Origin of the sequence: Neorhizobium sp. R1-B (genome assembly GCF_004368875.1) — a bacterium.
GTDB classification, from domain to species: Bacteria; Pseudomonadota; Alphaproteobacteria; order Rhizobiales; family Rhizobiaceae; genus Neorhizobium; species Neorhizobium huautlense.
In genome coordinates this window covers 388,286-413,573 of the sequence record NZ_SOEM01000004.1, presented here as the reverse complement: position 1 = coordinate 413,573, position 25,288 = coordinate 388,286, and the positions used below count along the sequence as shown (strand labels likewise).

The 25,288-nt window shown below is 61.1% G+C and carries 26 protein-coding genes; 9 read left to right on the top strand and 17 right to left on the bottom strand.

The genetic code is table 11. The features are described from left to right. Positions 1-72 precede the first annotated feature (72 nt). Entirely contained in the window at positions 73-1,368 is a 1,296-nt protein-coding gene (locus tag EDE05_RS08995; RefSeq protein ID WP_132409359.1) for an MFS transporter, read from the top strand. 113 nt (positions 1,369-1,481) lie between these two features. Further along, on the top strand, positions 1,482-2,279 hold the full coding sequence (locus EDE05_RS08990) for a methyltransferase domain-containing protein (protein ID WP_132409361.1): 798 nt from the start codon (positions 1,482-1,484) through the stop codon (positions 2,277-2,279). Positions 2,280-2,334: 55 nt separating this feature from the next. Here the strand turns inward: EDE05_RS08990 and tal are convergent, their stop codons facing one another. Further along, positions 2,335-3,300, bottom strand: coding sequence for a transaldolase (gene tal, locus EDE05_RS08985; protein ID WP_132409363.1), 966 nt, complete (start codon positions 3,298-3,300; stop codon positions 2,335-2,337). Positions 3,301-3,497: 197 nt separating this feature from the next. Between tal and EDE05_RS08980 the strand changes: the two genes are divergently transcribed. Then, positions 3,498-4,493 carry a sugar-binding transcriptional regulator gene (locus EDE05_RS08980; protein WP_132409365.1) on the top strand — a complete coding sequence of 332 codons (996 nt, stop codon included), beginning with the start codon at positions 3,498-3,500 and terminating at the stop codon, positions 4,491-4,493. A 20-nt stretch (positions 4,494-4,513) separates the two neighbouring features. On the opposite strand, the gene EDE05_RS08975 is transcribed toward EDE05_RS08980, so the two are convergent. The 3 genes from EDE05_RS08975 to EDE05_RS08965 all read right to left on the bottom strand — a co-directional run bounded on the left by EDE05_RS08975 (position 4,514) and on the right by EDE05_RS08965 (position 6,505). Next, positions 4,514-4,996 (bottom strand): ClpX C4-type zinc finger protein, encoded by a 483-nt coding sequence (locus EDE05_RS08975; protein ID WP_132409367.1) that lies wholly within the window; start codon positions 4,994-4,996, stop codon positions 4,514-4,516. 85 nt (positions 4,997-5,081) lie between these two features. Next, complete coding sequence (locus EDE05_RS08970) at positions 5,082-5,963, bottom strand: bifunctional helix-turn-helix domain-containing protein/methylated-DNA--[protein]-cysteine S-methyltransferase (RefSeq protein WP_134100659.1); 882 nt, start codon at positions 5,961-5,963, stop codon at positions 5,082-5,084. 65 nt (positions 5,964-6,028) lie between these two features. Continuing rightward, positions 6,029-6,505 carry a DUF2244 domain-containing protein gene (locus EDE05_RS08965; protein ID WP_245505085.1) on the bottom strand — a complete coding sequence of 159 codons (477 nt, stop codon included), beginning with the start codon at positions 6,503-6,505 and terminating at the stop codon, positions 6,029-6,031. 42 nt (positions 6,506-6,547) lie between these two features. Here EDE05_RS08965 and nth point away from each other — a divergent pair, with 42 nt between their 5' ends. After that, a complete protein-coding gene (nth, locus tag EDE05_RS08960) occupies positions 6,548-7,330 on the top strand; it encodes an endonuclease III (RefSeq protein ID WP_132409373.1) in 783 nt (260 codons plus the stop codon). Here nth and EDE05_RS08955 read toward each other — a convergent pair. Beyond that, entirely contained in the window at positions 7,292-7,873 is a 582-nt protein-coding gene (locus EDE05_RS08955) for a TetR/AcrR family transcriptional regulator (protein ID WP_132409375.1), read from the bottom strand. The two genes, nth and EDE05_RS08955, sit on opposite strands and share 39 nt — an antisense overlap. An 89-nt stretch (positions 7,874-7,962) precedes the next feature. Between EDE05_RS08955 and EDE05_RS08950 the strand changes: the two genes are divergently transcribed. Continuing rightward, a complete protein-coding gene (locus EDE05_RS08950; protein ID WP_132409377.1) occupies positions 7,963-8,388 on the top strand; it encodes a VOC family protein in 426 nt (141 codons plus the stop codon). Here EDE05_RS08950 and EDE05_RS08945 read toward each other — a convergent pair. Next, positions 8,385-9,098 carry a sulfate transporter family protein gene (locus EDE05_RS08945; protein ID WP_132409379.1) on the bottom strand — a complete coding sequence of 238 codons (714 nt, stop codon included), beginning with the start codon at positions 9,096-9,098 and terminating at the stop codon, positions 8,385-8,387. The genes EDE05_RS08950 and EDE05_RS08945 overlap by 4 nt on opposite strands. 194 nt (positions 9,099-9,292) lie before the next feature. Between EDE05_RS08945 and EDE05_RS08940 the strand changes: the two genes are divergently transcribed. The 3 genes from EDE05_RS08940 to EDE05_RS08930 all read left to right on the top strand — a co-directional run bounded on the left by EDE05_RS08940 (position 9,293) and on the right by EDE05_RS08930 (position 10,328). After that, on the top strand, positions 9,293-9,616 hold the full coding sequence (locus EDE05_RS08940; RefSeq protein WP_105371537.1) for a metalloregulator ArsR/SmtB family transcription factor: 324 nt from the start codon (positions 9,293-9,295) through the stop codon (positions 9,614-9,616). After that, positions 9,613-10,044 carry an SRPBCC domain-containing protein gene (locus EDE05_RS08935; protein ID WP_105371536.1) on the top strand — a complete coding sequence of 144 codons (432 nt, stop codon included), beginning with the start codon at positions 9,613-9,615 and terminating at the stop codon, positions 10,042-10,044. Before EDE05_RS08940 ends, EDE05_RS08935 begins: the two co-directional genes overlap by 4 nt. A gap of 83 nt (positions 10,045-10,127) precedes the next feature. Next, positions 10,128-10,328, top strand: a complete 201-nt coding sequence (locus EDE05_RS08930) for a hypothetical protein (protein ID WP_132409381.1) — start codon at positions 10,128-10,130, stop codon at positions 10,326-10,328. Between the two features lie 52 nt (positions 10,329-10,380). Here the strand turns inward: EDE05_RS08930 and EDE05_RS08925 are convergent, their stop codons facing one another. The 11 genes from EDE05_RS08925 to EDE05_RS08875 form a co-directional block, all read right to left on the bottom strand. Beyond that, entirely contained in the window at positions 10,381-10,773 is a 393-nt protein-coding gene (locus EDE05_RS08925) for an ester cyclase (protein ID WP_132409383.1), read from the bottom strand. 2 nt (positions 10,774-10,775) lie between these two features. Continuing rightward, positions 10,776-12,353, bottom strand: a complete 1,578-nt coding sequence (locus EDE05_RS08920; protein WP_134100656.1) for an FGGY-family carbohydrate kinase — start codon at positions 12,351-12,353, stop codon at positions 10,776-10,778. A 48-nt stretch (positions 12,354-12,401) separates the two neighbouring features. Next, complete coding sequence (locus EDE05_RS08915) at positions 12,402-13,109, bottom strand: HAD family hydrolase (protein WP_162712376.1); 708 nt, start codon at positions 13,107-13,109, stop codon at positions 12,402-12,404. A 12-nt stretch (positions 13,110-13,121) separates the two neighbouring features. Further along, complete coding sequence (locus tag EDE05_RS08910; protein WP_132409387.1) at positions 13,122-14,603, bottom strand: mannitol dehydrogenase family protein; 1,482 nt, start codon at positions 14,601-14,603, stop codon at positions 13,122-13,124. A 166-nt stretch (positions 14,604-14,769) separates the two neighbouring features. Further along, the gene (locus EDE05_RS08905) at positions 14,770-15,774 is read right to left on the bottom strand and encodes an ABC transporter ATP-binding protein (protein ID WP_105371530.1); all 1,005 of its coding nucleotides are present in this window, start codon (positions 15,772-15,774) and stop codon (positions 14,770-14,772) included. 11 nt (positions 15,775-15,785) lie between these two features. Further along, positions 15,786-16,610, bottom strand: coding sequence for a carbohydrate ABC transporter permease (locus tag EDE05_RS08900; RefSeq protein ID WP_105371529.1), 825 nt, complete (start codon positions 16,608-16,610; stop codon positions 15,786-15,788). A gap of 9 nt (positions 16,611-16,619) precedes the next feature. Next, positions 16,620-17,492 (bottom strand): sugar ABC transporter permease, encoded by an 873-nt coding sequence (locus EDE05_RS08895; protein WP_105371528.1) that lies wholly within the window; start codon positions 17,490-17,492, stop codon positions 16,620-16,622. A gap of 146 nt (positions 17,493-17,638) precedes the next feature. Further along, complete coding sequence (locus EDE05_RS08890; protein ID WP_105371527.1) at positions 17,639-18,964, bottom strand: sugar ABC transporter substrate-binding protein; 1,326 nt, start codon at positions 18,962-18,964, stop codon at positions 17,639-17,641. A 145-nt stretch (positions 18,965-19,109) separates the two neighbouring features. Continuing rightward, positions 19,110-20,063: a sugar-binding transcriptional regulator gene (locus EDE05_RS08885; RefSeq protein ID WP_132409389.1), complete on the bottom strand. Its 954-nt coding sequence runs from the start codon at positions 20,061-20,063 to the stop codon at positions 19,110-19,112. Between the two features lie 77 nt (positions 20,064-20,140). Beyond that, complete coding sequence (locus EDE05_RS08880; RefSeq protein WP_132409391.1) at positions 20,141-21,988, bottom strand: ABC transporter ATP-binding protein; 1,848 nt, start codon at positions 21,986-21,988, stop codon at positions 20,141-20,143. Between the two features lie 26 nt (positions 21,989-22,014). Further along, positions 22,015-23,178: a M20 aminoacylase family protein gene (locus EDE05_RS08875; protein ID WP_132409393.1), complete on the bottom strand. Its 1,164-nt coding sequence runs from the start codon at positions 23,176-23,178 to the stop codon at positions 22,015-22,017. Between the two features lie 324 nt (positions 23,179-23,502). Here EDE05_RS08875 and EDE05_RS08870 point away from each other — a divergent pair, with 324 nt between their 5' ends. Further along, complete coding sequence (locus EDE05_RS08870) at positions 23,503-25,212, top strand: peptide ABC transporter substrate-binding protein (protein WP_132409395.1); 1,710 nt, start codon at positions 23,503-23,505, stop codon at positions 25,210-25,212. Positions 25,213-25,288: the final 76 nt, after the last annotated feature.

The window sequence follows — 25,288 nt, the reverse complement described above, 5'->3', positions numbered from 1 at the left end:
TTCTTGCCCGAAAGCGGGCATATACCCATAAAACGCCGCAGCCGCGGCGACGATCAGGAAAGGGACAGTTACATGATCTCCACCAGCGCCGCCCGATGGATGGCCGGCAGAAACCTCCACTACGGATGGGTGGTCGCCGCCACCACCTTCCTGACCATGTTGGCGACCGCCGGCGCCATGGGCTCGGCCGGCGTGATGATCCAGCCGCTGCACCAGGAATTTGGCTGGGACATCGCCGACATCTCCTCGGCCATGGCCGTTCGTCTCGTCCTCTTCGGCCTGCTCGGCCCCTTCGCCGCCGCCTTCATGAACCATTTCGGCGTCCGGCAGGTCGTATCCTTCGCGCTCGCCCTGATCATGGGCGGCCTCGTCGTCTCCCTGTTCATGACCGAGGTCTGGCAGCTCGTGGCTCTATGGGGCGTGGTGATCGGCGTTGGAACCGGCATGACGGCGCTGGTGCTTGGTGCCACCGTTGCAACCCGCTGGTTCTCCAAGCGCCGCGGCCTCGTCGTCGGCCTGATGACGGCGAGCAATGCCACCGGTCAGCTCGTCTTCCTGCCTCTCCTTGCCGCAATCACCGAAGCCTATGGCTGGCGCGCGGCACTCACGCTCACCGTCGCCGTCATCGCTGCGGCTATGCTGCTGGTGCTTCTCCTGATGCGCGATTATCCCGCCGACGTGGGCCTGCCCGCCTACGGCGATACAGCGGTGTCGAAGGCGCCGAAGCAGGATCACAAGTTTCTGGCGACGCTCGTCTCGCCGCTCGTGGCTCTTCGCGAGGCGTCCGGCAGCGCCACCTTCTGGGTGCTGTTCGGCACGTTCTTTGTCTGCGGGCTGTCGACCAACGGCCTCATCCAGACGCACTGGATCTCCATCTGCGGCGATTTCGGCATGGCTGCCGTAACGGCTGCGGGCACGCTTGCCGTCATCGGCATCTTCGATTTCTTCGGCACGATCTTCGCTGGCTGGCTCTCCGACCGCTACGATAACCGATGGCTGCTCTTCTGGTTCTACGGCCTGCGCGGCCTGTCCTTGATCTACCTGTCGCTTTCGGGCTTCAGCTTCATGGAACTGTCGGTCTTTGCGATCTTCTACGGCCTCGACTGGGTGGCGACCGTGCCCCCGACCGTCAAGATCGCTGCCGAAAAGTTCGGCCGGGAAAAGGCGGGCCTTGTCTTCGGCTGGGTATTCGCCGGACACCAGATCGGCGCGGCAACCGCAGCCTTCGGCGCCGGTTTCTTCAAGAGCGACTTCAACACCTATATGCCCGCGCTTCAGATCGCCGGCGTGATGTGCATGATCGCCGCCGTCTCGGTTCTCTTGCTGCGGAAGCCCGGCTCGGCAATGCCGGTGCCCCAAGCGGCCTAATCCACAGATAATCCACCCGGCGGCCAATCTCTATGGCCGCCGGGAAGCCGCATTTGCAAGATGCAGATCGCACGGGATATTGACATGGTCGAACTTTCTCGATGGGAGGCATCATGTCGTCGATTACCTCAGGCAATTCCGAACAATATGCCGATAGCCGCAAGCTGGCGGCCCGCGGTCGCCTCAACAGGGAATACACGATCGCCGAAACCGGCTGGTTTCCCTGGGTCGCCCGGCAGATTCCTCTCCGCCCTGGCGACCGTGTCCTCGACATCGGCTGCGGCCCGGCCTGGTTCTGGGCCTCGGTAGTTGAGGAAATCCCCGACAACCTCGATCTGACGCTTGCCGATCAATCCCACGGCATGGTGGCGGAAGCGGTCGACCGCTGCCGCACCCTGCCCTTCAGATCGGTGACCGGCTATCAGGCCGACGCGGTAGCGTTGCCCTTCGAAGATGGCTCCTTCGACGCCGTCATCGCCATGCACATGCTCTATCACCTTACCGATCCAGCCGTCGCGATTGCCGAGATGTCCCGCGTATTGAAGCCCGGCGGCGTGCTTGCAGTGACGACCAACGGCGTCGGCAACATGCGCGAAATCTACGCGCTGACCGCCGTGCTCGGCAGCCCGCCGGTCGATCCGGGCGGTGCTGCCTTCGGTTACGAAAAGGCCGAGGCGATGATGCATGCCGAGTTCGGCAATGTCGCCTTCTCCGAACATCCGGCCCGGATGCGGATTACCGAGCCGGAAGACGTTTTCCTGGCGCTGACCTCCTACCCGCCGGGAGACCGATCGAGCGAACCCCAGCTTGCTGCCTTCCGCGAAGCGATCGCCAGGGCTTTCGAAGCGGGCAACGGCGTGCTGGAAGTCGGCAAGCAAACCGGCCTCTTTCTCAGCAGAAAGCGGGCATGAAAGGCAAAAAGGCCCGTCGCGGGAGGGGCCTTTTGTTCATGCAGGCGGTGGAATATCAGGCGGCGGCGAGAGTCAGTTCCTTGCGGACGAGTTCGCGCAGCGCCGTCAGGTCCTTGGCAAAGGCGCGGATGCCTTCGGAGAGCTTTTCGGTCGCCATGGCGTCTTCGTTCAGCATCCAGCGGAACTGCTTCTCGTTCAGCGATTGCAAAGGCTCGGCCTTGAAGGTTTCCGGAAAAAGCTTGCGCTCCAGCTTGCCGGTATCCTTGTCGAGTTCGTCGAGGAGGGCCGGGCTGATCGTCAGACGGTCGCAGCCGGCAAGGGCTTCGATCTCGCCCGCATTGCGGAACGAGGCGCCCATGACGATCGTCGAAACGCCGTTCGCCTTGTAGTAATTGTAGATCTGGCGGACCGAAAGCACGCCGGGGTCAGTCTCGGCGGTATAGTCCTGGCCGGTCGATTTCTTGTACCAGTCGAGGATGCGGCCGACGAAAGGCGAGATGAGGAAGACCTTGGCCTCGGCGCAGGCGATTGCCTGGGCCTGGCTGAAGAGAAGTGTCAGGTTGCAGTCGATGCCTTCCGTCTGCAGGACTTCGGCGGCACGAATACCTTCCCAAGTGGAAGCAAGCTTGATCAGGATGCGGTCGCGTTCGATGCCGCGCTCCTTGTAGGCTGCGATGATCGAACGAGCCTTGGCGATCGAAGCTTCCGTATCGAAGGAGAGATCGGCATCGACTTCGGTGGAGACGCGGCCCGGAACGAGTTCGGCAAGTGCCGCACCGACATCGATGGCCAGACGGTCCGCCACCGCAGACACGACCGCATCGTCCTGGCCGCCCTGCTTGCGGCCCCAGGCGATTGCTTCCTTCACCTTGTCGGCGAAGATCGGCGTGCCGAGCGCCTTTAAGACGATCGTCGGGTTGGTCGTGCAATCCACGGGTTTCAGGCGGGCAACCGCCTCGATATCGCCAGTATCGGCAACGACCGTGGTCATGGAACGAAGCTGCTCTAGTTTCGACGTCATCCGAATATTCCTCGTTGGAAACTTAGGTCATCCACTCATAACCTGAACGCCTGTCGCGGGAATTTGCTCCTCCGGCGCGTAGAGAGACTATCGACCTTCCGTGGTCAGGAAGTCAAGACATTTGTCATTCCGAATTGACATATGTTTCATATGAGCCAATTATCGGAACACCCGTTCCCGATCCTTTCGGAGCCCCGTTGACCAAGCTCAGACGCGAGACCCATACCGCCTTTTCCGAAGCCGCGTCCCTCAGGCTGCGCGCTGCATGGCTTTATTATAACCAGGGATTAACGCAAAAAGATGTCGCCGAGCGTCTCGGCATCAGCCGCTCCACCGTGATCCGCATGCTCGATGAAGCGATGAAACGCTCGGAGGTGCAGATCTGGATCAGCGAGGGGATCGACACCTGCGTCGAACTCGCGACCCGATTGGAAAAGCTTTACTGCCTGGACGAGGCCGTCGTGGTGCCGGCGCCGCGGGACGATAGCACGACCGCGATGGCGAGCGCGGTTGGCCTGGCGCTCGGGCAGTTCCTTTCCGAAGTGGTGCAGAACGACATGACGATCGGAGTCGGCTGGGGCCGCACCATGACCGCCTCGCTGTCGAGCTTTCGTCCGCCGCGACGCGAGAACTGCAAGGTCGTTTCGCTGCTCGGCGGCATCGTCGCCGTCCACCAGACCAACCCGATCGACTATACATGGCGCTTCGCCGGCCAGCTTGGCGCCGAATGTTACATGTTCCTGGCACCGCTTTTGGTCGATTCCATCAAGACAAAACGAGCCTTGATCGAGCAGTGCGGGCTGAAGACCATCTACGATCTTGCCGAAAACCTCGATCTCGCGATCGTCAGCTGCGGCGACATCGGCCCGCATTCCACCTCGTTGTCGGAAGGATTCATCTCCAAGGCGGAACTGAACCGGCTGATTGCCGCCGGCTGCGTCTGCGACACCATGTTCAATTTCCTCGACAAGGAAGGTCGTTCCGTCGATCACGCGCTCAACGAGCGGGTGATGTCGATCGATCTCGATACGCTGAAAAAGGCGAAGCACATCGTGCTTTCCTCAGGCGGCGCCCATCGCGCCATTGCAATCCGCGCCACCATCCGCCGCATCGGCTGCAATACGCTGATCACCGACGAGACGGCGGCAAGGGAGCTGTTGAGGCTGGGCGAGGAGTCATTGCCTGCGCATTGACCTTGAAACCCAACAAACCGTCAGGAAGACGTCTTTTCGAATTGCGATGGCCAGAACAGCATCCGGGTGAACGTCTGCTGATAGACTAGGCCATTGGCGCCTTGCGGCCTCTGAACAAAGACGGAAATGCCGTCGGTGAAGTCTCCGTAGCCTCGCGCATAGGACCAGCCTATGAGCGAGGAGGAAAGCTCTGCGGCGCAATCTTCGATCAGGTCGTTGAGGGTTGCCCGGCTCTCCGGCAGTAGCGAGGCCGGATGCTCGAACAGGGGAAAGCTATCCAATTCCTTCCCTTCGTCCGGTTTGGCTGATGCCAGCGTTTTCCAATTCATCGCGATATCGACGCAGGCGCCGCAGATCGCCACGCCCGGGCCGCTAACGATATTGCCTACATTGGCATGCCGGTCTTCTCCGCAGAAACTGCAGACCACGGCATCGTCACCTCTGCCCTTCAGCAACCGCAGCGCGCCGCGGACTCTCTCTCCAAACGATGGATTGATGTGCATGTAGATCCCCTGAAGCTGCCCAACGTGACGGCAATATAGAACAGCTTCATTCCCGATCCATGCTCGGCCGAACGATCCTGGCCGGTCACGCCGCTCCTGCTTCCCAGCCGAGGATCGCCCGCTTGCGGGTCAGTCCCCAGTGATAGCCGGTCAGCGCGCCGCTTTTGCCGAGCGCCCGGTGGCAGGGCACCACGAAGGAGATCGGGTTGCGGCCGATCGCGGCACCCACGGCGCGGCTGGCGGTCGGCTGGCCGATATCGTTGGCCACATCCGAATAGGTAACGGCCTTGCCGAATGGTATCTTCAAGAGGCTCTGCCAGACCCGCACCTGGAAATCCGAGCCGATCAGCACCACCTTGAGCGGCTGGTCCCCAGACCATTTCGAACGGTCGAAAATGCGCGTGATGTAAGGCGCCGTGATCTCGCGGTCCTCCACATACTCGGCATTCGGCCATCGGCAGGTCATGTCTTCGAGGCAGGCTTTTTCGCTGTTCTGGTCGGCGAAGGCGAGGCCCGCCAGTCCGCGGTCCGTTGCCATGACGAGCGCGATGCCGAAGGGCGACGGGTGGAATCCGTAACGGATCGTCAGCCCGCCGCCGCGCGCCTTCCACTCGCCGGGAGACATGGCTTCGTGGGTGACGAACAGGTCGTGCAGGCGTCCGGGGCCGGACAGGCCGAGCTCGTAGGAGGCTTCGAGCAGCGGTAGTTCTTCCTTGCCGAGCAGCCGCTTGGCATGGTCGAGCGTCACCGCTTGCAGAAAGGCCTTGGGCGAGAGCCCTGCCCAGCGGGTGAAAACCTTCTGCAACTGGGTCGGCGACTGGCCGAGTTCGGCGGCAATCACTTCCAGCGATGGCTGGTCGCGGTAATCCAGCGTAATCATTTCGATGACGCAGCGGACGGTTTCATAATCGGAACCTTCAGGCGTCACGTCGGTGACGGGTTGAGCAATCTGAGCGAAAGCGTTCATGACATCTCTCCTTTCACCCATAGATGCTCCTTCGGCTCTGCCGAAACCACCCGTTTCTTGCAGTATCAGACTTTTCGTTTCACCGTGGCGAGAGCGCCCTTGAAGGCCTTTGCGAAGCTCTCCCGGTCGTCCGGATTGAGAAAAGAGCCGATGTCGGTAAACCGCCCCTCGCCCGTCACGAACATGCCGGTAATGCCGAATTCCTCATGCCGCTTCACCCGGAATCGCGCCCAGAACGGATTGAAGCGATGCTCTACCATGCGCCCCGCCGGCGAAAATTTGCGGATCGAAAGATTGGTGCGCGTGACGGTGACTTCCTCCCGCGCCTTGCCCGAGCGGTAGCTCATCTTCAGCGCGATATAGAGGCCCAGAAAATCGAGCCCGAAGAAGAGGCCGATCGGATAGGCGCCGGTAACCAGGAAGAACCCACCATAGATCAGGCAGACCGCACCCGACAACGCCAGCACGACACGGAACCCGGTCTTGCCGAGCGAACGATGGGGCGTGAGTTCGGCTGCGAAAACCGGCCGATCTTCTGGCATGTCCACGTTGCATTCCTTCATGCAGGCTGGCTATAGACGCATATGGCGACTTCCAAGACCAAATCCAGCACCAGCACTTTGCAAAAGTCAAATCACGGCTCTGCGCGAAAGCCCAGGCGTTACAAATCCGCCTATACCAAAGCGGAGATGGAGGAGATCTTCCGCCGCTTTTCCGTGCAGCGGCCCGAGCCGAAGGGCGAGCTGGAGCATGTCAACCCCTTCACGCTGGTGGTGGCCGTAGCGCTTTCCGCACAGGCGACGGATGCCGGCGTCAACAAGGCGACACGCGCCCTCTTCAAGATCGCCGATACGCCGGAAAAGATGCTGGCGCTCGGCGAGGAAGGTGTCACCCAATACATCAAAACGATCGGCCTCTACCGCAACAAGGCAAAGAACGTGATTGCGCTCTCGCGAATGCTGATCGAGGAATTCGGCTCCGAAGTGCCGAAGAGCCGCGAGGAACTGATCCGGCTGCCGGGCGTCGGCCGAAAGACGGCCAACGTCGTGATGTCCATGGCCTTCGGGATCCCGACACTTGCAGTCGACACGCATGTCTTCCGCATCGGCAACCGCCTGCTGATGGCGCCGGGCAAGACGCCGGACGAGGTCGAGGAGCATTTTCTCAAGGTCATCCCGGAGCAGTATCTCTATCACGCCCATCACTGGCTGATCCTGCATGGCCGCTATACCTGCAAGGCCCGCAAGCCGGAATGCGAGCGCTGCGTCATCGCCGATCTCTGTCGCTCGCCGGAAAAGACCTGCGACGTGCCGGCGCCGCTGGTCGAGCTACCGCCTCAATTTATTGGGGCTGAGGCCGTCGATTAAAGCCGCGATCGCCGCTTCGTAATTCTTGCGGTTGCCGCCGCAATCGATGGCGATCGCCGCCCGTTCGAAAGCCGCCGAGACCAGCACGGTCAAAGGATCGAGAAGCGGAAGAAGCGCGGCGCCCTCCAGGAGATGCGAGAGCCCCACCTTGAGGCTCGATTCCGCTGGATCTTCGCCATTCCCGGAATCCACGGCGGTCTGGGCCGGAGCCTCCTTGAGCAGCAACCGCGTTCGCCCGGGCGCGGCCATGGCATCGAAATATGCGCAGGCACCTTGCAAAAGAGCCTCCCGTGCCGATGAAGCCTCGGCCGACCGCGCCTCGATATCCGCAGCGACCTCCCCCGCTTCACGCTCCACCACCGCCCAGAACAGCGCTTTTTTATCTGGGAAGTGGTGGTAAAGAGCGCCGCGCGTCACCCCGGCGGCCGCGACGATGTCGGGCGTCGCCGTCTCGGCATATCCCTTTTCCACGAATAAGCGTCTGGCCGCCTCCAGAAGAGCGGTGCGGGTCGCATCGGTACGTTCGCGGTTGCTGCGCGCCATCTTAATCTCGCTATTTACATACAGACTGAATGTATCTATAAATTTACATACAGACTGAATGTATCCGCAAACTCCTTGGAGGGAAAGCCATGAAGGTCAGCAGCTATTATCCCGTCATTATGACCGGCGATGTCGCCGGCACATCCGATTTCTACATTCGGCATTTCGGCTTCGAGGCGCTGTTTTCGGCAGACTGGTATGTGCATCTGCAATCCAGGGAAAGCGAACACGTAACCTTGGCAATCCTCGACGGGAGCCATGAGACCATCCCGGAAAGCAGTCGCGGCAAAGCCTCCGGCCTGCTCCTGAACTTCGAGGTTGAGGATGTCGATGCGGTCTACGAACGTCTCAAAGCAGCCGGTTTGCCGATCCGGCTCGATCTCCGCGACGAAGATTTCGGCCAGCGGCATTTCATCACGTCAGACCCCAACGGCGTGTTGATCGACGTCATCAAGCCTATCCCGCCAAGTGCCGAGTTTGCATCAATGTACGATGGTTTGGCTCTGCCGGCCTAACCCTTGAACGCCGGATCGCGCTTCGAGATCGCCTTGTGGAGATGCACCATCAGGCCCGCGGCAAAAAGCGGCGTCAGAAGGTTAACGATCGGGACGGCCAGAAAACAAGCGATCAGAAGGCCCGCCATGAACACAGTCGAGGAATGTTTCGAGCGGAAGGCGCGAGCGTCCGTCGGCGTGCGAAACCGCATCGCCGCGAACTCGAAGAATTCCCGCCCGAGCAGATAACCGTTCACCAGAAAGAAGGCGATCAGGTTGATGCCGGGAATGAACAACAGAAACAATGCGATGATGTTGCCGACGATGACGACGCCCAGAAACTTGATCGAACTTGCCATCGCCTCGGCAAGCGGCATCGCCTTGCCGGGCACGTCATTGGGATAATCGCGCTTCTCGACCACTTCGGCGACATCATCGAGAAACAGGCCGGCAATCAGTGCGGTGATCGGCGCGATCAGGAGCGCCAGCGCCAGCGCGAGCCCGATGCTGGCAGCGATGGCGGCAATGAAGGTGAGCCAGCCGGTCCAGTCCGGCAGATCCGGGAAAAATGCCGCCATCCACGGCCAGGCATAAAAGGCGAAGAGTTCCCGCAGCCCGAACCAGAGACCGACCAGGACCAGGATCGTCAACCCCAGCGTCTTCCAGAAGACATTGCGTGTTTCCGGCGCGAAAAGATTGAGAAGCGAAAGGCGTGCTGCGTCGAGGATCATGCAAGGTCTCCGGTTGCCGCCAAGATGTAGGTGGGAGAGTGCGCGCGAACAAGCACGAGCGCCCCTCCTCACCGGCGGCGGCCAGGGCGGAACACCGTAATAAATTATGCAAATGCCACTTCGCGTTTCCCGCTTGACCAATTCATAGCTCACCAGCTATACGTCAATTCATAGCCGACGAGGTATGAATTGACGTGACAGCCGCCCATGACGAGATCTTCAGAACGCTTGCCGATCCCACCCGGCGGGCGATCTTCGAACGCCTGTGCCGGGAAGGAGAAAAGACGGTCGGAGCCCTGACGGCCCGGGCCGGAGTTTCGCAGCCGGTCGTTTCGAAACATCTTGCGGCCCTGAAGCGGGCCGGATTGGTGCGCGACCGCCCCGAGGGACGGCAGACGCATTACAGCGCGGAATTCGCCGCGCTTGCTCCCCTGGTCGACTGGGCAAACGAGATGACCAGCTTCTGGGAAAAGAAGTTCGATGCTCTCGAAGATCTTCTTAAAAGGATGGACCAATGAACGAAGTATCGCCTGAGGCCCGCACCGTGATGGTGGAACGGGAGATCCCTCACCCGCCGGAAAAGATCTGGCGCGCGCTTACCCAGCCGCACCTGATCCAGGAATGGCTGATGAAGAACGATTTCGCACCCGTCGTCGGACACCGTTTCAATCTCCGCGGGGAATGGGGCGGCGTGCTGGATTGCGAAGTCCTGATCGTCGAGCCGAACGAACGGCTCTCCTACACCTGGAACTTTGCGCATGACGATGCGGCCTACGACCTGAAAAGCGTGGTGACCCTGACCCTCACGCCGACCGCCAAGGGAACGCATCTGCGCATTGAGCAGACCGGCTTCCGGCCGGAGCAGAAACAGGCCTTTCACGGCGCCCGTCATGGCTGGCAGGGCTTTTTGGAGACGCTGGAGAAGGTTTTGGACGCACAGGCCTGAAAACCGCCCGTCATGGGAACCGCATCCGGCCATCCGGCGGACAAGCCGGCAACCATCAACGACCGATTTTGAAAGAAAAGACCATGACCTGGAGCAACGCAATCCGGCAGTCCCACCGCTGGCTGTCGATCATCTTCACGCTGACCGTCGCCGCCAACTTCGCCGCCATGGCATTCGGCGAACCGCCCGCCTGGATCGTCTACTCCCCACTGCCTCCCCTATTTCTGCTGCTGTTCAGCGGGCTCTATATGTTTGCACTGCCTTATGTGAGACGCAACGTCTGAGCAGAGGGATGACGAGCGGAGGTAGGCATGTGGCATCGCGAGCAAGGGAGGCCTATTGTTTAAGCTGAACCTCGATGGCGGCCTTGTCGATGACGGACCAGACCTCCGTGATCTTTCCCGTTTGGAATCGGTAGAAAACATTCTCGGTGAAAGAAATTTGCCTTCCGTTAACGTCGAGGCCGAGAAACGTGCCCATTGGGGCGCAATCGAAGGCAAGCCTCGCCGCCACATGAGGTGGTTCGCAGACGAGCAGATGGATGGAAAAATGCAGGTCGGGAATCTGCTCAAAGTCGTGGACCAGCATGCTCCGATAGCCTGACAGGCCAAGCCGTCTGCCATTGTGGACAACCTCGTCACTGACGAAGCAAGCCAGATTCTGCCAGTCCTGGCTGTTCAGGCAGGCAATGTATTCGCGATATATTTCGTCGAGGTCCGGGCTGTTCATGGTCAAATCCCCCGCAATTCCTCCCGATGCCTGACCATCGCCAGGAACCGCCGGTAATCCCGGGCGTATTGCGCCGCACGCGCCGAATCCGGCAGCCGTTCGCTGCCGCCGCCGTCCATCGCCCGCCCCGCCTCGAACAGGCTCGGCTGCACGCCGCCGGCGACCGCCGCGGTCATTGCCGTGCCGAGCAGAACGGCGTCTCGGTTTTGCGGGATCACCACCTTGCATCCTGTCACGTCCGCATAAAGCTCGACCAGCAGCGGGTTGTTCACATGGCCCCCGGTGACATGCAGGGTGTCGAAACGATAGCCGTGATCGGCGAGCGTTTCGAGGATGTGGCGGATGCCGAGCGCGATGGCGACTGAAGCGCGCCAGTAGAGCCGGCAAAGCCCGTCGAAGGAGGTGTCGAGGGTGAGCCCGCTGATGACGCCCGTCGCATGCGGATCGGCAAGCGGCGAGCGGTTGCCGTGAAAATCCGGCAGGACGTGAAGGTTCGGGGCAATGTCGCCATCGGTCTCTGCGCGCAATTCGTCGATGCGGGCGATGATGCGCCCGTGCAGCTCGGCTGTCGGTTCGCCGCCGGTGGCATGCATGTGTACCATATGGTCGAGCAGCGCGCCGGTCGCCGACTGGCCACCCTCGACCACCCAATGGTTCGGCAGGACCGCTTCGTAATAGGGGCCCCAGAGGCTTCGCCCAGGCTTTGCATCCCGCGCGAAGGCGACGACGCAGCTCGACGTGCCGCCGATCAGGGCAACGCTCGCCTCGAGTTCTGCTCTTCCCGACGCACCGCCGAGCACGCCCAAAGCGCCCGCATAGGCGTCGATCAGACCCGGCGCCACCTGGACGCCGGTATCGAGGCCGAGTTCCTCAGCTGCCTTCGCGCTGAGGCTGCCCATCGTGGTTCCGGCGCCGACGGTCTCTTCCGGCAGGCCGCCCTTCTCCTTGAGGTCCTCCAGCCCGGCAAGCGCCCAGAAATCGGCGTTCCAGCCGGGATTTTCGTGGGCGAGATAGTTCCACTTGGCCGTCAGCGTGCAGCGTGAGCGATGACCCGAACCGGTCGCCTTCCAGGTGAGGAAATCGGCAAGGTCGAAGAAATAACCCGCCCTCGCCCAGCTCCCGGGCAGGTGTTTCTTCAGCCACATCAGCTTCGGCATTTCCATCTCGGGCGACAGCGAGCCGCCCGAAAATTCCAGCACCTTGTGGCCGGTGGCCGAAAGCAGATCGGCCTCCTCGATTGCCCGATGGTCGAGCCAGACGATGGTGTCCTGCGCGTCCCTGCCGGTCGTCGAGACGCTGAGCTGATTGCCATCGCGATCACGGGCGACGAGCGAACAGGTGGCATCGAAGCCGATCGCGGCGATCCGGTCCGGCGTGATTCCGGCCTCGCCCAGGGCCTCCTTCACCACGCGGCAGGCGGCGGCCCAGATATCCTCCGAATCGTGCTCGGCGTGGTTTTCCTTCGGCCGAAACATCAAAATCGGATGCTTTGCCTTGGCAAGCAGCCGCCCGTTGCGGTCAAAGACGCCGGCGCGTGCGCTGCCGGTGCCGATATCGACCGCAACGAGGTGATCACGCATCCGGATCTGTTTCCTGTCCCTGTGCCTGTCCCATATGCCGCTGCAAGCCTAAGCCTGCTGCGAAACGGAGCCATTGCGGCCCTCGACATATTTTCGGACAAGGTGGATCAAATCCGGCATCGCGTCAAACACCACTTCGGGCGAAAGCGCGTCGATCCTTTCCCGGTAGCCCGGAGTGCCGGCATGCGAACCGCCGACGAAGGCAAAAACGGCCATCCCGGCACGGTGGCCCGCCTCGATGCCGGCGGGACTGTCCTCGATGACAATGCAATTTTCCGGATCGGTCCCCATCTGGCTTGCCGCATGCAGGAAGAGGTCCGGCGCCGGCTTGCCGTGTGCAACCATAGCGGCGGAAAAGATGTTCGGTTCGAGCTTGTCGATGAGGCCCGTCAGCGTCAAGGACAGCCGGATGCGCTCCGGCTGGCTGGACGAGGCGACGCAGCGACGCAGATCAAGACCATCAAGCGCATCGGCAATGCCGGCCATGGGCTGCAACTCCCTGCGAAAGCGGGCGTAGAGATCGTGGCGCATGTCTTCCAGAAAGCTCTCGTCCGCCTCGACGGCGAATTCCTCGCGCATGGTCCTGGTAATGGTGGCGAGGCTGCGGCCGAGAAAGCGGCGATAGGCTTCCGTCTCGTCCATGTCGAGGCCCTTGCGGCGAAGGGCATCGACCAGAACGCGGACCGAAACGGGTTCGCTGTCGACGAGAACCCCGTCGCAATCGAAGATCACCAGTGGTCCCGCCGTTTGAAGCACTTTGCCAACCCGTTATTTGACAAGTTCGTCCCGAAGATAAAGTTCGAGCGTCCTGGCCGTCCCCTCCCTCCAGAGCGTCGAGAGCGCATGGGCGAAGCGTTTCCGGAACAGCTCGGACTTCGAAACCTCGCCGAAGATCTCGTCGAACACAAGAAAGGCGTCCGGGTTATCCCTGGCTTTCAGCGCGGCCGCGTGTAGCTTGTCGGCGCTGGCGTCGTTGAACACGATCTCCCGGCCGCTATCCGACGTGCCGGCAAAGTAGCGGCACCAGAGCGCCGAGACGAGCGACAGGCCGACGATATCGAGGCCCTTGGCGAGCCGGTCGCGGGTGGACGGCAGGATGAATTTCGGCTGCCGGTTGGAACCGTCCTGCGCCAGCCGCGGAATGGTGTCGCCGATCTTCGGGTTGAGGAAACGGCGCTCGATCAGGCCGTAATAGTCGTTGAGATCGATATCGGGCACCGGCGGCACGATCGGGATGATCTCGTCCTTTTCCAGCTTGGCGAGGAACGCGCGGATCAGCGGATGCTCCATCGCCTCATGCACGAAATGGATGTCGAGAAGTGCTGCCGGATAGGCGATTGCCGCGTGGCCGCCATTCAGGATGCGGATCTTCATCAGCTCGTAGGGCGCAACATCGGGCACGAACTGGACGCCGACCTCTTCCAGCCGCGGCCGGCCGGAGGGAAAATTGTCCTCCATCACCCATTGCTTGAACTCTTCGCAGAAGACCGGCCAGTTGTCGTCGATATCGAAATCGTTCCTGAGGATGTCGATCTCGCGCTGGCCGGTCGCGGGCGTGATGCGGTCGACCATCGAATTGGGAAACGCGACGTTGTCGTGGATCCAGCGGGCAAAGTCCGGATCGGCAAGTTTTGCGAGCCCGATGACGGTGTTCTCCGTCACCTCGCCGTTTCCGGGAATGTTGTCGCAGGACATGATGGTGAAGGGCGCAATACCCCTCGCCTTCCGCTCTCTGAGGCCGGCAAGGATGAGGCCGAAGACGGTTTTCGGACTATTGGGATTCCTGCTGTCCTCGACGATCGCCGGATGGGCCGGGTTGAAGTGGCCGGCGGCATCGATGAAATAGCCCCCTTCGGTAATCGTCATCGAGACGATTCGGATCGTCGGGTCTGCGAGCTTCTCGATCAGCGCCGCGGTTTCGCCCGGAGCGATGATATCGGTCATTGGCGCGGTGACGCGGGCGGCGGTCCTGTTGTTGTCCTGTTCGACGACGGTAGTGAGGAAATCCTGGGCCGCGAGCTTGTCGCGCATCGCCGCATCGGATGGCATGACGCCCGCGCCGATGATCGCCCAGTCATGTGCCTTGCCGGTGTTGAACAGGTCGTCGAGGTAGATCGCCTGATGGGCACGGTGGAAATTGCCCACCCCGAAATGCAGGATGCCGGGGGTCAAACTCTTCGGATCATAGGCCGGCACGGCGGCGGTGCGCGCCACGTCTTTCAAGCTCGCCAGCGAAAGTTTTACCGTCATTATCTTAACTCCAGTATGGCCTGAGAAATCCCAAGCCAATAATTCAGACCAAGACCTGGACCCCGATTGAAAGCCGCGGTCGGCAGGCGTCTTGCACTCCCCTCGCCGTCATCCTCGGGATTGTCCCGAGGATGACGGTGGAGAACACAGCGCCCCCGTCGCAATCTTATCCCCGGATCGCCAGCCCCTTGTCGTCGAAACGATGCAGCTTGGACTCGTCCGGGGTCATGTAGACCGTATCGCCATGATAGGCGCCGAACTCGCCGTCGCAGCGCGCGGTGATGGGACCGATGCCGTCGACATCGAGGTGCAGGAACGTATCGGCGCCGAGATGTTCGGCGACCTTCACGGTGCCGCGCCAGGTGCCACTGTCCTTCGAGAGGCCGAGGTGTTCCGGACGGATGCCGGCGGTCCTGGCGCTCCTCGACTGGGCATAGGCTCCGTCGATGAAATTCATCTTTGGCGAACCGATGAAGCCGGCGACGAAGAGGTTGCGCGGCGACTTGTAAAGGTCGAGCGGCGAGCCGACCTGCTCGATATTTCCGCGGTTCAAGACGACGATCTTGTCGGCCATGGTCATGGCCTCCACCTGGTCATGGGTGACGTAGACCATCGTCGTCTTAAGCTGATGATGCAGATCGCTGATTTCGAGCCGCATCGTGCCGCGCAGGGCCGCGTCGAGGTTCGACAGGGGCTCATCGAACAGGAAGGCAGAGGGTTCGCGCACGATGGCGCGGCCGATCGCGACACGCTGGCGCTGGCCGCCGGAAAGCTGCGAGGGGCGGCGCTCCAGATAGTCGGTGAGGTTCAGAACGCGGGCGGCGGCCTCTACCTTCTTGTCGATCGCCGACTGCTCCATCTTCGCCATCTTCAGCGGGAAGGCGATGTTCTTCCTGACGCTCATATGCGGATAAAGCGCATAGGACTGGAAGACCATAGCCAGGCCGCGCTCGGCGGGTGCTGCGTGGGTGACGTCCTTGCCGTCGATCAGGATCTGGCCGCCGGAAACGTCTTCGAGACCGGCAATCAGCCGCAGCAGCGTGGACTTGCCGCAGCCCGACGGGCCTACGAAAACGACGAATTCGCCGTCGTTGATCTCGAGGTCGATCGAAGGGATGACCTTCGCTTCGCCGAAGACCTTCGACACTTGTCTGAGCGTGATGCTGCCCATATCCGTATTCCTTACTTAACCGCGCCGAAGGTCAGGCCGCGAACGAGTTGTTTCTGGCTGAACCAGCCGAGGATGAGGATCGGCGCGATCGCCATGGTCGAGGCCGCCGATAGTTTCGCCCAGAAGAGGCCTTGCGGACTGGAGAACGAGGCGATGAAGGCCGTCAGCGGCGCCGCATTGGTTGTCGACAACCGGATCGTCCAGAAGGCTTCGTTCCAGGCGAGGATGATGTTCAAGAGCAGCGTCGAGGCAATGCCGGGCACCGCCATCGGCGTCAGCACGTAGACGATCTCCTGCCAGAGGCCAGCGCCGTCCATGCGTGCCGCTTCCAGGATCTCGCCCGGAATCTCGCGGAAATAGGTGTAGAGCATCCACACGACGATCGGTAGGTTGATCAGCGTCAGCATGACGGTGAGCCCGATGCGAGTGTCGAGCAGCCCGAAATCGCGGAACATCAGGTAGATCGGCACCAGCACCGCCACCGCCGGCATCATCTTGGTGGAGAGCATCCACATCAGGATGTCCTTGGTCCGCTTGGTCGGCGAGAATGCCATGGCCCAGGCCGACGGGATCGCGATGATCAGCGCCAGGATGGTCGAACCGACCGCCAGCACGACCGAGTTCATGAACGGCTTGAAATAGTCGCGTTGCGTCTGCACCGTCACATAGTTCTCGAACGTGCCGGACGGGATCAGGCTGAAGCCGGCGATCGCTTCCGGCTCCGTCTTCACGCTGGTGATCAGCGTGTAGAGGATCGGGAAGAAGATGATGAGGGCGACGATCCAGGCAAAAACCGTGGCGGTGACCTTGTGTCTTGTCGTGACATTGCGAGCCATATCCGTCTCCTATCGATCCAGGTTCTTGCCGACGGCGCGCATCAGGAAGAAGGCGACGATATTGGCGAGAACGACCGCGATGATGCCGCCTGCCGAGGCGCCGCCAACGTCGTAGCCGAGAAGCGCCGTGCGGTAGATCAGGAAGGCGAGGTTGGTGGAGGCATAACCCGGGCCGCCATTGGTGGTGACGAGGATTTCCGCGTAAACCCCAAGCAGGAAGATCGTCTGGATCAGGATGACGACCGTGATGGCGCGGGCGAGATGCGGCAGCACCAGATAGATGAAGCGGTTGAAGAAATTGGCCCCGTCCATCTCCGCCGCTTCCTTCTGTTCGCCGTCGAGCGACTGCAGCGCAGTGAGCAGGATCAGGGTGGCGAAAGGCAGCCATTGCCAGGCGACGATGACGACGATCGAAAACAGCGGATATTGCGCGAACCAGTCGACGGGCCGGAGACCGAAGAACTTGGCGATATCCGCCAGCACACCATAGCCCGGATGCATGATCATGTTCTTCCAGATCAGCGCCGCGACCGGCGGCATGACGAAGAAGGGCGAGATCACCAGGATGCGGACGATGCCCTGGCCGAAGATCGGCTGGTCGAGCAGAAGCGCGATCGCAATACCGCCCACCACGGTGATCAGCAGCACCCCGCCGACGATGACCAGCGTATTCCAGATCGACTGGAAGAAGGCCGGATCGGTATAGAAATACTCGTAGTTGAAGAAACCGGTGAAGCTCACATTGGCGGGATTGAGCAGATTGTAGTTCTGGAACGAGAACCACAATGTCATCGCCAGGGGAACGATCATCCAGACGAGAAGAAGCAAGACGGAGGGCGCCATCATCAGGCGCGCCAACGTTTTCGTGTTTTGCGTTGCCATATCGACGCCCTCCCTCTGTTGCCCCGCGCCTTTTTTCTTTGGGAAGGAGACCGGCGCAGGAACATCGCTGCCTTTGTTGTATCAGTGACGGATTGTAGCTTGACCGCCCGGTGGAAAAGAGGACCGGGCGGCCGATGCTCGGGAGGTTACTTGATGTAGCCGGCGCGGGTCATTTCGCGCTTGGTGGCCGACTGGGCCTGTGCGAGCGCATCATCCACCGAGGACTGCCCGGCGACCACCGCGGAGAAGAGCTGGCCGACATTCGTGCCGATCGCCTGGAATTCAGGGATCGCGACGAACTGGCCGCCGGTGTAGGGCACCGGCTTGACAGTCGGCTTGGTGATGTCGGCCGCACCCATCGCTGCAAGCGTCGGAGCCGCGAAGGCTGCGGCCTTCTTGTATTCGGCGTTGTTGTAGAGCGAGGTGCGGGTGCCCGGAGGAACGTTCGCCCAGCCTTCCTTGGACGCGACGAGCTGGGTGTATTCCTTGCTGGTCGCCCAGGAGATGAACTTCTGAGCCGCGTCGCCCTTCTTGGAGGAGGTCGGGACGGCAAGGTTCCAGGACCACAGCCAGTTGCCGTGGTTGTTGACGCCTTCCTTGCTCGGGAAGAGCGCATAGCCCACCTTGTCGGCAACGGTCGAATCCTTCGGATTGGAAACGAAGGAAGCCGCAACCGTGGCGTCCATCCACATGCCGCACTTGCCCTGCTGGAACAGCGTCAGGTTCTCGTTGAAGCCGTTCGAGGAAGCGCCCGACGGACCGGCATCCTTCATCAGATCGACGTAGAACTGAAGAGCGGCCTTCCATTCCGGCTGGTCGAACTGCGGGTTCCACTTTTCGTCGAACCAGCGGCCGCCGAAGGAATTGGTTAGTGCCGTAACAAAGGCCATGTTCTCGCCCCAACCGGCCTTGCCGCGCAGGCAGATGCCGTTGATGTCGTTGGCGCGGTCGGTGATCTTGCGGGCAGCATCGCCGATGAATTCCCAGGTCGGGTTTTCCGGCATCTTGAGGCCCGCTTTGTCGAACAGGTCCTTGCGGTACATGATCATCGCGGACTCGCCATAGAACGGCGCGGCGTAAAGCTTTCCGTCGACCGTCAGACCGCCCTTGATCGCCGGCAGTATGTCGTTGGCGTCGTATTTGTCGCCGAGCTTGTTGAGCTCCAGCAGCCAGCCCTGTTTCGCCCAGATCGGCACTTCGTAGTTGCCGATCGTGAGGATGTCGTACTGGCCGCCCTTGGTGGCGATGTCGGTGGTGACGCGCTCACGCAGCACGTTCTCTTCCAGCGTGACCCAGTTGATCTCGATATCCGGATTGGCCTTGGTGAACTCCGAAGTCAGGCCCTGCATGCGGACCATATCGCCGTTGTTGACGGTAGCAATCGTGAGAGTTTCAGCCGAAGCCGCGGTGGAGAAAATGCCGGCAAACGCCAGCGCCGAGCAGGCGCCCAGCAAAACCGTCTTCAATGTCATATCTTCCTCCCAGAAGATGAGTAACGAGCATTCGCTTTGCTCGTGGGCAATTACTCATCAACCCACACAGAAAGTCAATCGCCTTTCGTCGCTGCACTGCAGCGGAGACGGGACATGCCATTGATTCAACAGTGGATAATTTTGCTCAAGCGGAGAGCAATTGCTCTGCAGTGGCTTCATCCGTGATGATGCCATTGATGATTTTGCCCTTCAGGGCGCCGGAAATTGCCGCAAACTTTTTTCTGCCCAGGGCGATTCCGATAACCGAGGACCTTTCGCGGGATGGGATCGGCACACTGGCGACGCGATCATTGATGGAATTGCCGAGCAACTGCCCTTCGCGATCGTAAATCCAGCCGCAGATCTCGCCGGCAGCGCCGCTCTTGACCAGGTCCAGCATCTCCTCCTTGCCGAGGAACCCGTCGATGCACAGAGGACCGTCGACGCCCAGTTCGCCGATGCCGACGAATGTGACGTCCGCCTGAGCGCCGAGTTCCAGTGTTGAACGAACCAGCGCTTGGCCGTGCAGCGTTTCGCGCTCCGCCGCCGACGAACAGAGGACCGGCAGCGGCATCGGGAAATGCCGTGCCTTGATCGCGTCCGCCATGGAGAAGATGACGTTGTAGTAAGCGGCCGAGCCGTCCGGGCCGATATTGCCGGTGAGCGAGACGATCCGGTGCTGCAGACATTCCATCGGCGGCAATTGGTCGACGGCCGCTTTCAGCGTACGGCCTGTTCCGATGGCGATGATGATCGGGTCCGGACGCTTGAGCCAGCGCTCGATCTCGGCAGCAGCCGCTTCGGCGATGCCGACCGTGCTGGAGACGCCGGCAGGATCGCTCGGCACGACCTCCGAATGGCGCAGGCCGTATTTCTTGCGCAGCGCTTCGGCAAGTTCCAGGCAGGCCGCTATCGGATGATCGAGACGCACCTTGATGAGACGTTCGGCAACGGCGAGCGAGACCAGCCGCTGTGCCGATTGCCTCGAGATGCTCATGGCCGCGGCAATCTCGTCCTGGGTGCGCCCCGCAACATAATAGAGCCACCCGGCCCGCGCCGCATCATCGAGCCGTCCTTGCGTATCAGACCGTTTTGCCATGGCAGAAAATCTCCTCCGCGCGTTGCTGCCACGTTTTGCGAGTTTCTGTCAAACGGGTGTAAAGGCGATAGGAAACCTCAAGCCACCTGCACCAGATGCCCCTCGCCCACTTCACGATATTCCCGTCTCGGCGGCACGTAGCCGACGGGGCGGATCGGGCTCTTGATTTCGTCCGTCGACATGTTGCGCTTGACCCTGCGGCGCGAGGGATCGGGGATCGGCACGGCCGACATCAGCTTGCGGGTGTAGGGATGTTGCGGATTTTCAAATACCGCCGCCCGCGGGCCAATCTCGACGATTTCGCCAAGATACATGACGGCAACCCGGTGGCTGACCCGCTCCACCACCGCCATGTCGTGGGAAATGAACAGGAAAGCGAGGTTCAAGCTCTGCTGCAGGTCCAAAAGCAGATTGCAGACCTGCGCCTTGATCGACACGTCGAGTGCGGAGACCGCCTCGTCCGCCACGATCACCTTCGGATCGAGCATCAGCGCCCGGGCGATCGCAATGCGCTGGCGTTGGCCGCCTGAGAATTCGTGCGGAAAGCGTTTCATCATGTCGGCGGAAAGGCCGACCTTGTCCATCAGGCTCGCCGCCTTGTCGCGCGCCTGTTGCTTGGTCCCGAGATTGTGCTCGATGAACGGCTCCATCACCGCCGACCCGATGCTCATGCGCGGGTTGAGCGAGGCGAAGGGATCCTGGAAGACCATCTGGATCGAACGGCGCATCTTGCGCAGCGTCGGCTGGTCGAGCTTCATCACCTCATAGCCGTCGAGCATCACCTCGCCGCTGGTCGGCGTGATGAGACGCGTGACCGAGCGGCCGGTGGTCGACTTGCCGCAGCCCGATTCGCCGACGAGCGACAGCGTTTCGCCTTCGAAGAGGTTGAAGGAAACCTTCTCCACCGCGTGCACGGCGCCGCTTTTGCGGCCGAAAAGGCCGGAATGGATGTCGAAGCGGGTGGTTAGATCCTTGACATCGAGGATCGGCGTCTTTCCCTTGGCGACCGTGTCCGAGACATCCGCTAGCGCCTGCTGTTCGCCGGTTTTCACGTCGATGATCGGGAACCGCAAGGGAAGCTTACGCTCGCCCATCGACCCGAGCCGCGGCACGGCAGATAGGAGCGCCCGCGTATAGGGGTGTTTGCCGCGATGGAAGATATCGTCGGTTTCCCCCGTCTCGACGGCGTCACCCCGATACATGACGATGGTCCGGTCGGCGACTTCGGCGACGACACCCATGTCGTGGGTGATGAAGAGAACCGACATGCCCTCCTCTTCCTGCAGCACCTTGATGAGGTCGAGGATCTGGCCCTGGATGGTGACGTCGAGCGCCGTGGTCGGCTCGTCGGCGATCAGAAGCTTCGGCTTGGAGGCGAGCGCCATAGCAATCATCACGCGCTGGCGCATGCCACCCGAAAACTGGTGCGGATATTCGTCGAAACGGCTTTTCGCGTTCGGAATCCGCACCTTTTCGAGCAGGCGGATCACCTCCGCCTTGGCTTCGGCCTTGGAAATCTCCGTGTGGACGGTGAGAGCTTCGGCGATCTGCTTGCCGATCGGAAAGATCGGGTTGAGCGAGGTCATCGGCTCCTGGAAGATCATCGAGATGTCGTTGCCGCGCACCTGCCGCATCTGCTCTTCGGGAAGGGACAGAAGCTCCCGGCCGTTGAGGAAGACCTGTCCTTCGATCCGGCTCGAATTCTTCGGCAGGAGCCGCATGATCGAAAGCGACGTGACGCTTTTTCCCGAGCCGGATTCACCGACGATCGCCACCGTTTCACGCGGCGCCACGTCGAAGGAAATATTGCGGACCACCGTGCGCCATTCGTCGTTCACGCGAAACGAGGTTGACAGATTACGCACCGAAAGGACCGGGGTCACCGAACCGCCGCCCTGTTCCATTGCAGTTCCCGAAAGCAGCATGGAAAATTCTCCTTGAGGTTCGGATGTCAGGCGGCGAGTGCTGTTTCGGCGAGCGTCACCCAATAGCTGACGCCGTAGGGAATGGCCTCGTCGTTGAAATCATAAGCCGCATTGTGGAGGCTTGCGGTATCGCCGTTGCCGATGAAGATGAAAGCGCCGGGACGGGTTTCCAGCATGTAGGAGAAATCTTCCGCTCCCATATGCGGCGGAACATTGGTGTGCACGGCTCTGGAGCCCGCAACCTTGCTGGCGATCTCCACCGCGAAATCGGTCTCCTCGTCATGATTGAAGGTGACGGGGTATCCGCGGCTATAGACGATCTCCGCGGTCGCGCCATGGGCGATTGCGGTCGACTGGGCTACTTCCGTCAGTCGTTTTTCGGCAAAATCACGGGTTTCCGGAAGCAGGGTACGCACCGTGCCGGCCAGCTTGACATAGGCGGGAATGACGTTGCTCGCCTCGCCGCCGTGGATCGATGCGACGGTCACCACGAGCGACTTCAGAGGATCGGTCTCCCGTGAGACGATCGACTGCAGCGCAACGACGATATGCGAAGCCGCGAGCACCGGATCGATCGAAAGATGCGGCTGCGCGGCATGGCTGCCGCGGCCATGGACGGTGATCTCGAACGTGTCGGCAGCCGCCATGGTCGAACCCTTGCGGATCGCAAAGCTGCCGACCGGCAAGCGCGGCTCGTTGTGCATGCCGAATACCTGGGCGATGCCGAACCTCTCCATCAGGCCGTCGTTGATCATCGCCAGCGCGCCGGCGCCACCCTCCTCCGCCGGCTGAAAGATTACCGCCACCGAACCCTTGAAATTGCGGGTTTCGGCGAGATATTGGGCAGCACCGAGCAGCATCGCCGTATGGCCGTCATGACCGCAGGAATGTGCCTTGCCGGGCGTCTTGGAAGCCCATGGTTTGCCGCTTGTTTCGAGGATCGGCAGCGCATCCATGTCGGCCCGGAAGCCTATGACAGGCCCCTCGCCCTGGTTACCCTTGATGACGGCAACGACTCCGGTCTGGCCGATGCCCGTTTCGACAAGGTCGCATCCGAAGGATCTCAGCTTTTCGGCAACGAATTTGGAGGTCTCGTGAACGTCGTAGAGCAGCTCCGGATTCTGGTGCAGATGGCGCCTCCATTCGGCGACTTGATCCTGCATTTCCGCGACGCGATTGATGACTGGCATGATCGAGACCTCGTTGTCTTTCTCTGTTTCCCACTCTGTTCGGGGCGGATATTGCGACGCATAAAGCAGGTTTTGCAAGCTTCAATTTTCCGACTTGAACGGAAAATAGGCCTATGCTTAGATGGCTCAAATTTTGATCATGCTCGCGTCAGGCGACACGGTTTAACTTGTTTTGAAGATAATTTTCGAGGAGGATAGAAGGAAAAATCGTCCTGCGAAGTCAACAAGTTACAAAAAGCCTTCGCGGACCCCAGGCTCCAAATTCCGGCATGACCGGAAGGCCGTCAACACAACTCATAAGAGAACGACAAGGGGAATAATAGCATGAAAAACCGCAAACTTCTTCTGGCTGGCACGGTTGCCGCGCTTGCCTTCGCCGGCTCCGCCGCCCATGCCGAGCGAGGCACCGACGGCGACCTGAAGATCCTCTTCTGGCAGGCCGTCTCCACCCTCAATCCGTACCTCTCAGGCGGTACCAAGGAAGTCTATTCATCCTCCATGGTGATCGAACCGCTCGCCCGTTACGACGAGAAGGGTGAACTCGTGCCGATGCTGGTCACCGAGATCCCGACGATCGAGAACGGTGGCGTCGCCAAGGACCTGCTCAGCATGACCTGGAAGCTGAAGTCCGGTGTGAAGTGGTCGGATGGCACGCCTTTTACGGCAGAAGATGTCATTTTCACCTGGAAATATTGCGTCGCGCCGGATGGCGGCTGCGCGCAGAAAGCCCAGTATGAAGGCGTCACGAGCGTCGAAGCTCCGGATCCGATGACCGTCAAGATCACTTTTTCCGAACCGAAGCCCTATCCCTACAGCGCCTTCGTCGGTGCCCAGTCCCCGGTAATTCAGAAGAAGCAGTTCGAAAACTGCGTCGGCGCCAAGGCTCCGGGCTGCACGTCGGCCAACTTCGGTCCGATCGGTACCGGTCCCTTCGTCGTCAAGGAATTCAAGCCGAACGACGTCATCACCTTCGAGGCCAACAAGAACTATCGCGATCCCGCCAAGCCGGCGTTTGCAACCGCGACCCTGAAGGGCGGCGGCGATGCCGCTTCGGCCGCACGCGCCGTTCTGGAAACGGGCGAGTTCGACTATGCCTGGAACATGCAGGTCGAGCCGGAAGTGCTGGCCACCATGCTGAAAGCCGGCAAGGGTCAGCTCGTGACCTCCTTCGGCACCCAGGTCGAACGTATCAACCTCAATTGGTACAACCCGGATCCGAAGCTCGGCGACAAGCGCTCCACCAAGGAAGCAGGCCCGCATCCGGCCCTGAAAGACCCGGCTGTCCGCCGCGCGCTTTCGCTGGCGATCGATCGCAGCATCATCGACGAGGCCGGTTACGGCGAAGCTGGCAAGCCAACCTGCAACATCGTCCCGGCACCGGAAGCCTATGCATCCACCAAGAACGACAGCTGGTGCCTGAAGCAGGACATCGATGCGGCCAACAAGCTGCTCGACGATGCCGGCTGGAAGAAGGGCGGCGACGGTATCCGCGCCAAGGACGGCGTGAAACTGTCTTTCCTCTACCAGACCTCGACCAACTCCGTCCGTCAGGCGACACAGGAACTCGTCAAGGACATGTGGTCTCAGATCGGCGTGGGTGCCGAACTGCGCAACGTCAGCGCCTCGGTCTTCTTCGGCGGTGATCCTGCAAGCCCGGACACCTTCCAGAAGTTCTATGCCGACGTCGAAATGTACACCAACAACTTCGATGGCACCGACCCGGAAAAGTACCTGGCCGAATGGCTCTGCGACAAGGTTCCGAGCCCGGAAAACGGTTGGCAGGGTCAGAACATCCCGCGTTACTGCAACCCGGCTTATGACAAGCTCGTCGGCGAGCTCTCCAAGACCGCCGATATCTCCAAGCGTGAAGAGCTTGCCAAGCAGCTCAACGACATGCTGACCGAGGAAGGTGCGCATATCCCGCTCATCCACCGCGGCAGCGTCTCCTCGCATTCCGTGAAGCTTGATGGCGTTCGCATGAACGCCTGGGATTCCGAACTTTGGAACGTCGCCGACTGGTCGCGCAAGAAGTAACGACGGTCGCCGGGCCTCGCCTTTGAGCGCAGGCCCGGCGAACGCCCTTCCTTCCGCGCCAGTTCGGAGAGTTCTC

Coding starts and splice junctions, on each gene's coding strand:
- EDE05_RS08995 (WP_132409359.1), top strand. CDS start 73: ATGATCTCCACCAGCGCCGCCCGATGGATGGCCGGCAGAAACCTCCAC.
- EDE05_RS08990 (WP_132409361.1), top strand. CDS start 1,482: ATGTCGTCGATTACCTCAGGCAATTCCGAACAATATGCCGATAGCCGC.
- tal (WP_132409363.1), bottom strand. CDS start 3,300: ATGACGTCGAAACTAGAGCAGCTTCGTTCCATGACCACGGTCGTTGCC.
- EDE05_RS08975 (WP_132409367.1), bottom strand. CDS start 4,996: ATGCACATCAATCCATCGTTTGGAGAGAGAGTCCGCGGCGCGCTGCGG.
- EDE05_RS08970 (WP_134100659.1), bottom strand. CDS start 5,963: ATGAACGCTTTCGCTCAGATTGCTCAACCCGTCACCGACGTGACGCCT.
- EDE05_RS08965 (WP_245505085.1), bottom strand. CDS start 6,505: ATGCCAGAAGATCGGCCGGTTTTCGCAGCCGAACTCACGCCCCATCGT.
- nth (WP_132409373.1), top strand. CDS start 6,548: ATGGCGACTTCCAAGACCAAATCCAGCACCAGCACTTTGCAAAAGTCA.
- EDE05_RS08955 (WP_132409375.1), bottom strand. CDS start 7,873: ATGGCGCGCAGCAACCGCGAACGTACCGATGCGACCCGCACCGCTCTT.
- EDE05_RS08950 (WP_132409377.1), top strand. CDS start 7,963: ATGAAGGTCAGCAGCTATTATCCCGTCATTATGACCGGCGATGTCGCC.
- EDE05_RS08945 (WP_132409379.1), bottom strand. CDS start 9,098: ATGATCCTCGACGCAGCACGCCTTTCGCTTCTCAATCTTTTCGCGCCG.
- EDE05_RS08935 (WP_105371536.1), top strand. CDS start 9,613: ATGAACGAAGTATCGCCTGAGGCCCGCACCGTGATGGTGGAACGGGAG.
- EDE05_RS08930 (WP_132409381.1), top strand. CDS start 10,128: ATGACCTGGAGCAACGCAATCCGGCAGTCCCACCGCTGGCTGTCGATC.
- EDE05_RS08925 (WP_132409383.1), bottom strand. CDS start 10,773: ATGAACAGCCCGGACCTCGACGAAATATATCGCGAATACATTGCCTGC.
- EDE05_RS08920 (WP_134100656.1), bottom strand. CDS start 12,353: ATGCGTGATCACCTCGTTGCGGTCGATATCGGCACCGGCAGCGCACGC.
- EDE05_RS08910 (WP_132409387.1), bottom strand. CDS start 14,603: ATGACGGTAAAACTTTCGCTGGCGAGCTTGAAAGACGTGGCGCGCACC.
- EDE05_RS08905 (WP_105371530.1), bottom strand. CDS start 15,774: ATGGGCAGCATCACGCTCAGACAAGTGTCGAAGGTCTTCGGCGAAGCG.
- EDE05_RS08900 (WP_105371529.1), bottom strand. CDS start 16,610: ATGGCTCGCAATGTCACGACAAGACACAAGGTCACCGCCACGGTTTTT.
- EDE05_RS08895 (WP_105371528.1), bottom strand. CDS start 17,492: ATGGCAACGCAAAACACGAAAACGTTGGCGCGCCTGATGATGGCGCCC.
- EDE05_RS08890 (WP_105371527.1), bottom strand. CDS start 18,964: ATGACATTGAAGACGGTTTTGCTGGGCGCCTGCTCGGCGCTGGCGTTT.
- EDE05_RS08885 (WP_132409389.1), bottom strand. CDS start 20,063: ATGGCAAAACGGTCTGATACGCAAGGACGGCTCGATGATGCGGCGCGG.
- EDE05_RS08880 (WP_132409391.1), bottom strand. CDS start 21,988: ATGCTGCTTTCGGGAACTGCAATGGAACAGGGCGGCGGTTCGGTGACC.
- EDE05_RS08875 (WP_132409393.1), bottom strand. CDS start 23,178: ATGCCAGTCATCAATCGCGTCGCGGAAATGCAGGATCAAGTCGCCGAA.
- EDE05_RS08870 (WP_132409395.1), top strand. CDS start 23,503: ATGAAAAACCGCAAACTTCTTCTGGCTGGCACGGTTGCCGCGCTTGCC.